Annotated in this window: 10 protein-coding genes; 8 read left to right on the top strand and 2 right to left on the bottom strand. The window is 41.8% G+C overall.

The genetic code is table 11. From position 1 onward, the window contains the following. Positions 1–1,570 precede the first annotated feature (1,570 nt). Positions 1,571–2,023, top strand: coding sequence for a disulfide oxidoreductase (locus AB4Z50_RS17070; RefSeq protein ID WP_441880814.1), 453 nt, complete (start codon positions 1,571–1,573; stop codon positions 2,021–2,023). A 405-nt stretch (positions 2,024–2,428) separates the two neighbouring features. Here AB4Z50_RS17070 and AB4Z50_RS17065 read toward each other — a convergent pair whose 3' ends face one another. Together AB4Z50_RS17065 and AB4Z50_RS17060 are read right to left on the bottom strand one after the other, a co-directional pair. Next, complete coding sequence (locus AB4Z50_RS17065; RefSeq protein WP_441880813.1) at positions 2,429–3,784, bottom strand: dipeptidase; 1,356 nt, start codon at positions 3,782–3,784, stop codon at positions 2,429–2,431. Between the two features lie 136 nt (positions 3,785–3,920). Further along, positions 3,921–4,811 carry a LysR substrate-binding domain-containing protein gene (locus tag AB4Z50_RS17060; RefSeq protein ID WP_441880812.1) on the bottom strand — a complete coding sequence of 297 codons (891 nt, stop codon included), beginning with the start codon at positions 4,809–4,811 and terminating at the stop codon, positions 3,921–3,923. A 141-nt stretch (positions 4,812–4,952) separates the two neighbouring features. Between AB4Z50_RS17060 and AB4Z50_RS17055 the strand changes: the two genes are divergently transcribed. The 7 genes from AB4Z50_RS17055 (at position 4,953) to AB4Z50_RS17025 (ending at position 12,707) form a co-directional block, all read left to right on the top strand. Further along, entirely contained in the window at positions 4,953–6,440 is a 1,488-nt protein-coding gene (locus tag AB4Z50_RS17055; RefSeq protein ID WP_441880811.1) for an SLC13 family permease, read from the top strand. A 21-nt stretch (positions 6,441–6,461) separates the two neighbouring features. After that, entirely contained in the window at positions 6,462–7,697 is a 1,236-nt protein-coding gene (gene apgM / locus AB4Z50_RS17050) for a 2,3-bisphosphoglycerate-independent phosphoglycerate mutase (RefSeq protein WP_441880810.1), read from the top strand. Between the two features lie 254 nt (positions 7,698–7,951). Beyond that, positions 7,952–9,565 carry a sensor domain-containing diguanylate cyclase gene (locus AB4Z50_RS17045; RefSeq protein WP_441880809.1) on the top strand — a complete coding sequence of 538 codons (1,614 nt, stop codon included), beginning with the start codon at positions 7,952–7,954 and terminating at the stop codon, positions 9,563–9,565. A 44-nt stretch (positions 9,566–9,609) separates the two neighbouring features. Beyond that, positions 9,610–10,485, top strand: coding sequence for a DUF72 domain-containing protein (locus tag AB4Z50_RS17040; RefSeq protein ID WP_441880808.1), 876 nt, complete (start codon positions 9,610–9,612; stop codon positions 10,483–10,485). A 60-nt stretch (positions 10,486–10,545) separates the two neighbouring features. Then, the gene (locus AB4Z50_RS17035) at positions 10,546–11,076 is read left to right on the top strand and encodes a hypothetical protein (RefSeq protein WP_441880807.1); all 531 of its coding nucleotides are present in this window, start codon (positions 10,546–10,548) and stop codon (positions 11,074–11,076) included. Between the two features lie 65 nt (positions 11,077–11,141). Further along, positions 11,142–12,056 (top strand): PhzF family phenazine biosynthesis isomerase, encoded by a 915-nt coding sequence (locus AB4Z50_RS17030; protein WP_441880806.1) that lies wholly within the window; start codon positions 11,142–11,144, stop codon positions 12,054–12,056. Positions 12,057–12,071: 15 nt separating this feature from the next. Then, positions 12,072–12,707, top strand: coding sequence for an HAD-IA family hydrolase (locus tag AB4Z50_RS17025; RefSeq protein WP_441880805.1), 636 nt, complete (start codon positions 12,072–12,074; stop codon positions 12,705–12,707). The last annotated feature ends 202 nt before the right edge of the window (positions 12,708–12,909 follow it).

Raw genomic sequence — 12,909 nt, 5'->3', positions numbered from 1 at the left:
CGTATACGTTCTTACACCGGACAAACTGAGGTTACTTTGCAGCTGTAAGCGCAAATAGGTWCTTACAGCARTGGTTYGCACGTTCGCCTACGCCGAAAAGAAGCTGTAAGCACGTATACGTTCTTACACCGGACAAACTGAGGTTACTTTGCAGCTGTAAGCGCAAATAGGTTCTTACAGCAATGGTTCGCACGTTCGCCKACGCCGAAAAGAAGCTRTAAGCACGCATACGTTCTTACAGCGGACAAACTGAGGTTACTTTGTGGCTGTAGGCACAAATAGGTTCCTATAGCTGTGGTTCGCACGTTCTCCAACGCCGAAATGAAGCTGTAAGCACGTATACGTTCTTACAGCGGACAAACTGAGGTTACTTTGTGGCTGTAAGCGCAAATAGGTTCTTACAGTAGTGGTTCGCACGTTCGCCTACGCCGAAAAGAAGCTGTAAGCACGTATACGTTCTTACACCGGACAAACTGAGGTTACTTTGCAGATGTAAGTGCAAATAGGTTCCTATAGCTGTGGTTCGCACGTTCGCCAACGCCGAAATGAAGCCGTAAGCACGTATACGTTCTTACACCGGACAAACTGAGGTTACTTTGTGGCTGTAAGCGCAAATAGGTTCTTACAGTAGTGGTTCGCACGTTCGCCAACGCCGAAAAGAAGCTGTAAGCACGTATATTTTCTTACACCGGACAAACTGAGGTTACTTTGCAGATGTAAGCGCAAATAGGTTCTTACAGCAGTAGTTTGCACGTTCGCCTCCGCCGAAATGAAGCTGTAAGCACGCATACGTTCTTACAGCGGACAAACTGAGGTTACTTTGTGGCTGTAAGCGCAAATAGGTTCTTACAGCAGTGTTTCGCACGTTCGCCGACGCCGGAATGAAGCTGTAAGCACGTATACGTTCTTACACCGGACAAACTGAGGTTACTTTGTGGCTGTAAGCACAAATAGGTTCTTACAGCATTGTTTCGCACGTTCGCCTACGCCGGAATGAAGCTGTAAGCACGCATACGTTCTTACAGCGGACAAACTGAGTTTACTTTGTGGCTGTAAGCGCAAATAGGTTCTTACAGCAGTGTTTCGCACGTTCTCCTCCGCCGAAATGAAGCTGTAAGTACGCATACGTTCTTACACCGGACAAACTAAGGTTACTTTGCAGCTGTAAGCACACATAGGTTCTTACAGCAATGGTTCGGACGTTCGCCGACGCCGAAATGAAGCAATAAGCACGTATACGTTCTTACACCGGACAAACTGAGGTTACTTTGCAGCTGTAAGCGCAAATAGGTTCTTACAGCAATGGTTCGCACGTTCGCCGACGCCGGAATGAATCAGTAAGCACGAATATGTTCTTACACCGGACAAACTGAGGTTACTTTGCAGCTGTAAGCGCAAATAGGTTCTTACAGCAGTGTTTTGCACGTTCGCCTACGCCGAAAAGAAGCTGTAAGCACGCATTGATGCTTACAATTCACAAATATAATTCACATGCAATAGCCCTTTCGAGTCATGTTTTTACCCTCCCTATCGAGGGAGAATAGGAGATAGAAAAAAAGTAATATAACCTATGGAAGCCGAGGCGAATGATGTGGAAGAGGATTTGGCTAAGAAAAAATCATTTTGGTTGTTTGTGGCTTGGGCTACAGCAGTTTTGGCGACGGCGGGAAGCTTGTATTTGAGTGAGGTTATGCATTTTGCACCATGCAGCTTATGCTGGTTCCAGCGAATATTCATGTATCCATTGGCACTATTACTAGGCATAGCCTACTCTAAGGGAGATGAAGGCATCGTATCATACGCACTGCCTTTAGTTGTAATTGGTGGAGGCTTCTCGCTTTATCATACAGTGCTGCAAAAGCTGCCGCATGATTCTCCGCTTGCTGCGTGCGGCCCCGTTTCTTGTCAGGGAGACTATTTGAACTGGTTTGGATTTATTACCATTCCAATGCTGGCTCTCGTGGCGTTTTTGATCATTTTGACGGCGCTGCTTCGCTTGAAGAAGCTAAATAAACAGTCATAATTTCATGAAAAAGGCAGCTGTGCAGCTCAAAAAAATTGAGTGCACAGCTGCCTTTATTGTGATTGCTTATTAGGCTAAGCACATATCGTCGCAGAATCATTTCTCTAACGAACTGTATTATGCTTATTATAATGAAAACTACTTTCCTTTCATTTTAACGAACCGTATCAGCACTATAGGTTGATTTATAGGGTGTCATGAGTCAATTTTCTCAAAATAAAGATTCTGGAGTTCGTTACAATTTTAATTCATAACAAATGGTTTAATTAAGACCTACTGGGTTCGTTAGCTATACGGATGATAAGGGGAGAACATCGTTCTGCCCAAGCTCCATCAGAAAAAAAGCAGGAGCTGCTCCAAGCATAGATCAATCTACGCTTAGAACAGCTCCGTTTACGCCTCGGCTTAAAGTTGTTTCAAAAATTCAACAATCGTCAGAAGTCCCTTGTCAAAGTTCTCAAGGTTGAAATGTTCATTAGGAGCATGCAGATTTTCGTCTGGAAGCCCGAAGCCCATCATGACGACAGGAGCGCCTAATACACGGGAGAATGTCTCGACAATTGGAATCGAGCCGCCATCCTTCGTGAAGAGCGCGCGAGTGCCATATACTTTTTCGTAAGCATCGGCTGCCTTTTGGAGCATTGGATTTGATGGGTCCATGTCGAAGGCACGAGCTTTTTCGCCGCGTTTTATAATTAGCTTTGCACCGGACTGAACATGCGATTCCAGATGAGTTACAATACGCTCTAGTATTTGAGTCGGGTCCTGATCGCCAACTAGACGACAAGTGATTTTGGCGTGAGCTTCTTTTGGAATGACCGTTTTCGAACCTTCGCCTTGAAACCCGCCATAAACGCCGTTCAGTTCAAGAGTTGGCCTTGCGCCTGTACGCTCAACAAAGGAATATCCTTCTTCCCCGTACAGGGCGTCAAGATCGAGATTTTTTCTTAATTCTTCTTCATTATGATTTTGCTTTAGGAACTCTTCACGCATAGCAGCGGAAAGCTCTGGCACACCTTCATAGAAACCTTCGATTGAAACTCTGCCTTGATCATCATGCAATGAGCTCAGCAAGGAAATCATGGCGTGAAGAGCGTTCGGAACGCCGCCGCCGAATGAACCCGAATGCAGATCGGTATTGGCAGTAAGTATCGTTACTTCAAGGGAGCACAGTCCGCGCAGCCCAGTAGAAATAGCTGGTTTTCCTTTTTCAAGAAGCGATGTATCTGAGATGACAATGACGTCAGCCTTCAGCTTATCCGCATTCGTTTCCATAAAGGTCGGCAGATTAGGGCTTGAAATTTCTTCCTCGCCTTCAATACAAAACTTAACGTTGACTGGAAGCGCATTTTCTTGGTTTAGAAGCGCCTCAACCGCCTTTACATGCAGGAAAAGCTGGCCTTTATCATCGGTTGCACCACGAGCATATAATTTGCCATCGCGGATGGTTGGCTCAAAAGGAGGAGTCTCCCAAAGGTTAAGCGGATCTACAGGCTGCACATCATAATGGCCGTAGATAAGTACTGTCGGTTTGCCTGGTGCATGGATATGCTCGGCGTACACGATGGGATGCCCAGCGGTAGGATGGATCTCCACATTCTCAAGACCAGCCTTCTCTAATTTGGCTGCAACCCATTTTGCTGCTTCGTTCATGTCGTTTTTATGTGTGGATAAAGCTGAAATACTCGGGATCGTCAAAAACTGCTTCAGCTCATCCAAATGTTGTTCTCTTAGGTTCTGAAAATAGGATTCATAGCTCATTGGATAGTTGCTCCTTACATTTGGTATAGACTAAGTATACGTCTACAAACGAATAAGTAAAACAGCTGCAAAATTAAATTCGTGTATTGCGGGCAGCAATCTGCAAAAATAGTGGAAAGCAATCCGATATCTGCGTTTATAAATAATTAGTATCCAGCAAAGAAATAAATTGTTTGGCCGCAGGGGAAAGATGCTTATTCCTATGATAGACATAACTAATTCCTCTATTGAATTTTACTCCTTTAATGTTCACCTTCACCAATAAGCCGCTTTTGATCTCTTGTTGGATAGCAAAGCTAGAAACAATAGATACCCCAAGCTCATGAATAACCCCTTGTTTAATTCCTTCTAAATTGCTAATTTCCATTTGCGTAGGAAACTCAAGCCCGTACTCAGCAAATTTTTTCTCTAAGTAAATGCGTGTTGCTGATTTATCGGGTTTAATAATTAACGTTTCGTTGACCAAATCTTCGAGTGTGCACTCTTGTTTATGAGCAAGCGGGTGCAAGGGGCTTACAATTAAGACAAGCTCATCCTCGTAAAAGGTTTTACGCTGAAAACGGGATTCATCGATTTCAATACGATCAGAAATAATTAAAAACTCTACTTTGTTGGATTCCAACATATGAACAAGGTGATTTGAAGCTGTAATGTTCATGTTTATTTTAATCTGCGGAAATTTTTTGGTATAACCTCTAAGGATCATAGGAAGCAAATAAACGCCTACAAAATTGCTCGCACCAAACGATAAAGTTCCGTATGATAAGTCTTCCAGCTGCTTAATATGGTCTTTGGCTGTATGAAGCAGGTTAATAATTTGCTCTGCGTATGGCTTGAAATTTTCTCCCTGTTTCGTCAAATAAAGCTTTTTGCCAATTCGGTCAAATAGAGGAACGCCAAGCTCTTCTTCTATACTTTGAATTTGCATGCTTACCGATGGTTGTGAGCAGTAGAGAAGTTCCGCTGCTTCTGTAAAGTTTAAGCATTCTGTTAGCGTAATAAAGGTCTGAAGTTTATTGATATTCATTTCCACGACACCTTTCGACTTATCATTTAAAAATAATCTATAACGAAACGTTATGGTTATTCAAAGTTAATCAAATTGTATTATATTTTCTGGTTTTATAAAATGAAAACGGTAACATTATTAGTTTGAGGAGGATGCAAGATGAGTGAAGTCTCGCGAGATGTTGAAAATGAGACTAAAAAGCCGCCTATGAAGAAAAAAGGGAGTCTTGAAGAAGGGATGCAAAGATTTGGTATTCCACTTGCACTTATTGTGGGGCTGCTTTTGTTCTTTATGCCTACACCGGAAGGCATGAGCTTAGAAGCTCAAAGAGCAATTGCAATATTTACAGGAGCATTGATTTTATGGATTACGACTCCGCTGCCTATTTACTTAACATCTATCATCGCTATTTTGCTTCTTCCATTAGTAGGAGCAGTTGAAGATCAAGAAGTGGCATTCGGTACGTTAGGATTTGATGTGATCTGGCTGATGGTTTCCGCATTCATCCTCACTTCGGCCATGATAAAATCAAATTTGGGTAGACGCTTATCCTTATGGATGGTCACGCAGTTTGGTAAAACGCCAAAAAAGACATTGTTTTTATTAATCGTCATTAATTTTATTTTAGCTTTTTTTGTTCCTTCAACTACAGCAAGAGCTACGCTCATGGTGCCTATATGCTTGATTTTATTAGAGGTGTATAAAGCGCTGCCAGGTGAGAGCAATCTTGGAAAAGTAATGATGCTTCAAGGCGTGCAAGCAGATGCGCTTGCTACCTCGGGTGTTATGACAGCTACTTCTGGCAATATCATAGCTGTTGGTTTCATTAATGAACAAGCGGGCGGAGATATTGGTTATATGGATTGGCTTCTCGCCTCTATGCCAACTGCAATTATTACGATGATGATTACTTTCTTCATTGGTTTAAAGCTCTTCTCCATCAAAAGTGAATCCCACTTCGATCATGCGAGGGATACGTTAAAAAATGAGTTGTTAAAATTAGGTTCCTTCTCTTTAGATGAGAAAAAGGCAGTAACGATATTCCTCCTTACGGTGGCATTATGGGCTACAGGAGATTACCATAACGCTTGGTTTGGCTTTGAACTCAGTACGGAACAGACCGCTGTACTCGCAGCACTTCTCTGTTTGCTTCCAAGGGTAGGTTTGTTGACCTGGAAAGAAACGAACATCAAATGGGAGCTCATGATTTTTGCAGCAGGCGCTTATGCAGTAGGTAATGCATTGGATAAATCCGGCGGCGCAGAATGGATTATTGGAAAAGTAGTCGCTGCGCTCGGATTGGAAAGCATGAATCATGTTTGGGTATATGTCGTTGTCGTATTCCTTAGCATGTACAGTCATCTTATATTTACGAGTAAAACAGTGAGGGTCACTATATTAATACCAGCATTCATCGCTTTAGCGAAAACGCTCGGCATGGACCCTGTGCCTCTCGCATTAGCAGCAGCTATGACCATGACTTATACCATTACACTTCCGCCGCATTCGAAGGTAAATACGATCTATTTTGGAACAGGATACTTCTCGGTGTTGGATCAAGTGAAATATGCGGTAGTTACTTGTTTTGTCGGAGCATGCGTAATTAGCTTGGCGATCTTTACTTGGTTTAAAGTAATCGGAATATAGAGAGAGCAGGAGGGAGCCATATTGAACAGAAAAGTTATTTTAGCTATTGCAGATGGAATAGGGGATCTTCCACATCCTTTGCTTGAAAACAAAACGCCATTGGAATATGCAGATACACCTAATCTAGATAGATTAGCTTCTACGGGGGTTACAGGCATCATGGATTTGATTAGCCCTGGCATTCCAGTAGGCACCGATATGGGGCATCTAATTTTGTTTGGCTATCAGCCTCATCATTATCCGGGACGCGGGCCAATTGAGGCTTTAGGAATTAACATGAATGTTCTTCCGGGCGATATCGTGCTGAGGTGCAACTTTGCTGCAGTGGATGAGAATGGGATTGTCGTTGATCGCAGGGCAGGACGGATACGCAATGGAACAGAAGAGCTTGCTGACGCGATTAATGGGTTAGAAATAATGGGAGTGAGCATATATTTCAAACCGGCTACAGAGCATCGTGCTGTACTTATATTAAGAGGAACTGGGCTCAGTGATCAAATCAGCGATTCAGATCCGAAAGCGCCAAACGATGGCAGCCCATATCATACTATAGTCTCGCTTGATTCCTCGGCGGAGTCCAAACGAACAGCGATGGTTCTAAATTTGTTTCTTCATAAAGCGCATGTCATCTTATCCAATCATCCTGTTAATGTAGAGCGTATGAAACAAGGGGAATTAGCAGCTAATTTTATTCTCACGCGTGGAGCTGGACAGATGATTCAGCTTGATCCCATAACCGATGCTCTTCATATGAAGGGAAGCTGTATTGCTGGAGAAAGTACCGTACTTGGCGTTGCCAAATTGGCTGGATTTAAACCGGTAACAGATAGTAGAATGACAGGAAATATGGATACGGACATTGTACTAAAAGCTAAGCTGGCGCTTCAAGAAATTTCTGAAAATGATTTTGTATTAGTGCATCTAAAAGCACCCGACGTTAAGGGGCATGATAATAAACCGTTTGAAAAAGCAAAAGCGATTGAATTGTTTGATCAAATGGTAGGGATTATAGCGCAGGGAATATCTGAAGATGTATATTTGGCTGTGGCGGCTGATCATTCTACCCCTTGTGAAATCGGTGAGCATACCGGCGATCCCGTGCCTATTTTAATCAATGGCCCTAGTATTCGAATAGATCGAACCAAACAATATAATGAATTAGATTGTGCGTATGGAGGATTAGGGCGTCTAACTGGACATGGGTTTATTCAAACATTGCACGGATTAATTGGACGAGTGAAAAAGCAGGGTAATTAGGGTAGGAAGAGAAGATCAATCTTGTTCACAAAAGCAAGGCGAAGCGATAGTTATAATTTAATCATAAAGGTCAAGCCACGTTTCCGAAACGTGGCTTTCTTTTTCTTTTAATGGGTTGATGTCGATATTTGACAAATGAAAGACGATTTTGTCACTACATGGTAATATTATGCATAAGAACGATAAGGAGGTAACTATTCGTAATATAGCAACTTATTTTTTTGAGATTTCGGACTTGTTAAGGGGTGAGTAGTATGTATATACTGCGCAAAATTACAGAGAAAAAGAAAAATAAAATCAGTTTGGCTACGCTTTTAATCGGATTAGTATCGATTTCAGTTCTACTTACGTTATCGATATTGCTTTTTGTATCTTATGAATACAAGAAACAATCATTATATGAAACAACGCTAACTCTAAATCTTTCAACCGCTTCTAAGATGAGTCAAACGATGGATTCTCTCTTTATATCCATGCGCAGCAGCCTCAAAAATGCTGCTTCTTTTTATTCAGTGGTTAATGCGGCAGATGCGGACTATCTTGATCTCATCCGTAAAAGCAGCAACTATTTTAACTCGATTATGGTCGTAGATGAATCAGGCGTGATTAGGAATATTTCTCCTTCTTCTATTGGGGCTAAAGGGGAGAAAATTGTTACGGATGCAGCGATTGAGGCATTTAAAGGTAAAAAACCATATATATCAAAACCATTCATGAGCCCATCTACGAAACAGCTTATCGTATTTATCAGTGAGCCTTTATATGACGAAAAAGGAATCTATCGCGGTTTTATTGGCGGGAGCATCTATTTGCAAAAAGATAATGTCCTAAACATGATTTTTGGAAATTACGGTCTTAATGAAAGCGGATCGAGCTTATATGTTGTAGACTCTGATGGAAGTCTTCTTTACGATTCTAATATCATTCAAATTGGCAAAAATATTAGCTCCTATCCGATTGTTCAGCAGCTCAAGCAAGGAAAAAGCGGGTATACACTTACGAAAACAGATGGGATTTCTTTATTGGCTGGGTATTCCTATGTGCCGGAAAATGAATGGGGAATTGTAGTATATTCCGAAATGAGTACGATTAAAGCACAACTTAATATCCAAATCCGACAGATTTTGCTTTATTCGCTTTTACCATTTATTCTATTAATGCTCGCTACGATTTGGTTTGCTCACCGACTAGCAAGGCCATTTGTTATGCTTGCCAATATCGTGGGCAACATGGGGAACAAGGAACAAAAGCTCCTTACGATGGATCAGCACTGGAATCGCGAAGCGGATGTGCTAACCAAAACGGTAGTGCTTGCTTTGAATGGCATACAATTGAAAACAGATCAGCTAACCCAGGCGGCAATGACGGATGCATTAACGGGCTTAAGCAACCGAAGAAGCTTAGAAAAAACGATGAAGCAATGGATAGAGGAGCAAAAAAACTATTCCATCATCGTACTGGATATTGATCGATTCAAGCTGGTTAATGATACGTACGGACATCAAGAAGGGGACAGAGTACTTCAGCATTTGTCGAAAATCGTCATGGCTACGATAAGGCCAGGAGACTTATGCAGTCGCTATGGAGGCGAGGAGTTTGTTGTTCTGCTGCCCTATACTAATGTGCATGATGCTTATGAGGTTGCTGAACGCATTCGGGAATCGATGGAAAACAGTGAGAATCACTTAAAGCATAGGATTACCATTTCACTTGGCATTGCTCATTTTCCATCACAATCAAGAAACGCGGATGAGCTGTTTGTACTGGCAGATCAAGCCTTGTATAAGGCTAAGAATACGGGAAGAAACCGGACGATGATCGCGGAAGTGAAAAATGAGTATTTGTGTTCATTTAATAGAAATAATTAGATTAAGAGCACGCCATGAATGAATGTATTTAAGAGGGTGAAGATATGATTTCAATAGGCCTTGCAGGATGGGGCGATCATGACCAGCTGTATGTTCCAGTTAGCAAAGCGGGCAGCAAGCTGCGGCAGTATGCAAAACATTTTCCTGTTGTAGAGGTAGACAGCACTTTTTATGCCATACAATCTAAAGAGCGATTCAGCAAATGGCTGGCGGATACGCCGGAATCCCTTCACTTCGTCGTTAAAGCTTATCAAGGGATGACCGGACATCAGCGCGGACCTACCGTGCCGGCTTCGGAGACAAATGAAATGTTCGGTGCATTCCGACAAATGCTGGAGCCCGTAATGGAGACAGGCCGATTGACGGCAGCCTTGTTCCAGTATCCGCCGTGGTTTGATTGTACAGCAGCCAATGTGCGAATTCTGCGGGAGACAAAAGCAAGAATGAATGGCATTCCTTGTGCGCTGGAATTCCGTCATCAAAGCTGGTTTACACAGGAGTACTGTGAAAAAACGCTGGATTTCATGAGGCAGGAGCAGTGGATGCACAGTGTTTGTGATGAGCCGCAGGCAGGAATAGGCTCCATACCGATCGTTCTCACAGCAACCGATGCACAATCAACTATTGTGAGGTTCCATGGACGCAATGTGTCTGGCTGGAATCAAGCCAGTGCACCGAATTGGCGCGAAGTTCGGTATTTATATCGCTATAGCGAGGAAGAGCTGCAAGATTGGGCGAATAAGCTGCGGCTGCTGGAGCAGCAGAGCGAGCATATTTACGTCATTTTTAATAACAATTCCGGAGGGGACGCAGCAGACAACGCGAAGCGGATGATGGAGATACTGGGACTGACTCGCCCGAACGGCGAAAGTCCGAATGAGCCGCCGCCCCCGATTATCGAGCAGTTGGATTTATTTTAGATTGACGAATATAATTTAGTAAATACAAAATCATCCAATTAATGTAATGGGAGGCTTGATATGAACCAGAGTTGGAGCGTGAAGAGAACAGTTGTAAGTTTCAGCTTGTTCATTCTTATCGCATTGGTTTTATCCGTAATTATTTGGTATCGAATAACGGACCCGTTAGTAAATAACGGACTTCAACGAATCAATAATCATGATGGAAAGGTAGTAGAGTATGTCGTTGAGCTCAGCAATGAAGGGTTTCAGAAAATCGACATTAAGAAGGTCAGCGTGAATGGTGAAGATCGCTCGGATGACGTTCAACTAGGCATCTCTTATGATTCTACTCATATGGTGCAGGTCCTTCCGAATTCAGATCCGGCTACTCAGTTTATGAAACTATCGGCCTCTTCTATTTATCCAGCGCTTTCTCGAGGTGAGATTCAAGCAGCACTAGAGAAAAAAGAACATACACCAATGCAATACGGTCTCCGAATTCGCTATGAACATCAACCCATACAGAATGTAACGATCACGTACAAATATTTAGGTTTTACGAAAACGAAAAGTATAACCAATTGGTTTGAGTCCGATTCTCTACAATAAGTGAGTACAACTTTATTCTCCACTTTAATAAAAATTGAATACGCTGAGTAGGGGGGGGACTGTTTATGAGAACGATCAATGTGTATCACTATGACGCATTCAGCAATATTCCAAACATGGGAAACCCTGCGGGAGTCGTATTTAATGGTGATGATCTCTCCGAAGAGCAGATGCTGACCATCGCAGAAAAAGTAGGCTTCAATGAGACGGCATTTCCGCTGAAATCGGATAAGGCTGATCTTCGAATTCGTTATTTTACGCCAGGCCATGAAATAAATCTTTGTGGTCATGCAACGATGGCAACCATATATGCGCTGCAAACGAAAGGGCTGCTGGAACATCCGTCAGCATTCACGATTGAAACAAAAGCTGGAGTATTGCCGATAAAAATCGATTTTGATGCAAATGGTGAACCTCTTATTACGATGCGGCAAGCCGCTCCTCAATTTCAGCCATTCCATGGTTCTTTATTGGAGCTGGCTCATTCTATGGGCATCGATGAAAGTGAGATCGAGACGGAGCTCCCCACTGTGTATGGAAGTACCGGTGCGTGGACCTTATTAATTCCTATAAAAAACCTAAGCACTTTCAGTAAAATGAAGCCAAACAATTCGTTGTTTCCGCATATTTTAAAAGAAATGCCAAGGGCGTCCATCCATCCGTTTTGTTTAGAAACATACGATGTGAATGCACAGATGCATGCTCGTCATTTCTCATCGCCATTTTCAGGAACGATTGAAGATCCCGTAACAGGTACGGCTTCTGGTGTAATGGGTGCATACTACGCGAAGTACATAGATAACAACTCGGAAAAATCAATTCATCTTGTCGTTGAACAAGGGCAAGAGATTGGCCGCAATGGCAGAGTTGGTGTATCGGTAACGAGGAATGTTGATCAGCTCGATATCGAGATTACTGGCAACGCTATTTATGTTCATGAATTTGAGGTTCAACTACCTAAAGCAGCAGTGATAGATTGAGGGTGTATTTAATAGATGTATAAACATATAATATTTGATTTTGACGGCACACTAGTAGATTCAACGTCGGAAATTATGATTGTTTATAACGAATTAGCAGTAAAATATAATTTTAAAAAAGTAAATCATGAAGAATACAAATTATTAAACCATTTATCATTAAAAGAACGGTTTAAAGCTTTAAACGTTCCGATGTACAAGTTCCTTTTGATTAGAAAAATAGGAAAGGAATTTAAGGAGCGCTATAAACAGCATCTTAGCTCGATATTATTTATTGATCAGATGAGAGAAGTGGTAAATGCACTTCAAAGTGAAGGTTATAAAATCGCAATCATTACATCGAACTCTGCAGCGAATGTCTCTAATTTTTTACATACTCAAAATTTCAAGGGTATCAATGAAGTTCGATCGTCAAATGGACTATTTGGAAAACATCAAACGCTAAAAAAATATTTGAAAGATAATCATTTAAATCGTGAAGATGTAATTTATATCGGTGATGAAACAAGAGATATTATTGCATGCAAGAAATGCGAAATCGATGTCATTGCAGTGTCTTGGGGATTGGATACAAAAGAATCATTGCTGGGAGAGGATCCAAATTATTTAGTTGATCAACCGCATGAAATTAGGGGGATCTTAATAAAATAGAAGAAAAAATTATTGAATATTTTAAACAAGATAAGGAAATTCAAGTATGAGAATCGTCCAATCCAACGGACATTAAACCAGGGGGAGATGAGAATCTCCTCTGATTTGCATGCTTACTGCCATGTATATCCATAGGTTACTTTTAGGTTACTAAGTAAAAAGAAATTGCGTACTTCATATTTGTATATCGTTGTACTATTAT

The organism is Paenibacillus sp. 2TAB26 (assembly GCF_052115145.1).
In the GTDB taxonomy this organism is placed as follows: Bacteria; Bacillota; Bacilli; order Paenibacillales; family Paenibacillaceae; genus Pristimantibacillus.
The sequence above is the reverse complement of the archived record's forward strand: the minus strand, read 5'-3'. Positions and strand labels throughout refer to the sequence as shown.

What these genes read in the sequence shown, in the direction of transcription:
- AB4Z50_RS17030 (WP_441880806.1), top strand. Translation starts at nt 11,142, where the DNA reads ATGAGAACGATCAATGTGTATCACTATGACGCATTCAGCAATATTCCA.
- AB4Z50_RS17055 (WP_441880811.1), top strand. Translation starts at nt 4,953, where the DNA reads ATGAGTGAAGTCTCGCGAGATGTTGAAAATGAGACTAAAAAGCCGCCT.
- AB4Z50_RS17040 (WP_441880808.1), top strand. Translation starts at nt 9,610, where the DNA reads ATGATTTCAATAGGCCTTGCAGGATGGGGCGATCATGACCAGCTGTAT.
- AB4Z50_RS17065 (WP_441880813.1), bottom strand. Translation starts at nt 3,784, where the DNA reads ATGAGCTATGAATCCTATTTTCAGAACCTAAGAGAACAACATTTGGAT.
- AB4Z50_RS17070 (WP_441880814.1), top strand. Translation starts at nt 1,571, where the DNA reads ATGGAAGCCGAGGCGAATGATGTGGAAGAGGATTTGGCTAAGAAAAAA.
- AB4Z50_RS17060 (WP_441880812.1), bottom strand. Translation starts at nt 4,811, where the DNA reads ATGAATATCAATAAACTTCAGACCTTTATTACGCTAACAGAATGCTTA.
- AB4Z50_RS17035 (WP_441880807.1), top strand. Translation starts at nt 10,546, where the DNA reads ATGAACCAGAGTTGGAGCGTGAAGAGAACAGTTGTAAGTTTCAGCTTG.
- AB4Z50_RS17025 (WP_441880805.1), top strand. Translation starts at nt 12,072, where the DNA reads ATGTATAAACATATAATATTTGATTTTGACGGCACACTAGTAGATTCA.
- AB4Z50_RS17045 (WP_441880809.1), top strand. Translation starts at nt 7,952, where the DNA reads ATGTATATACTGCGCAAAATTACAGAGAAAAAGAAAAATAAAATCAGT.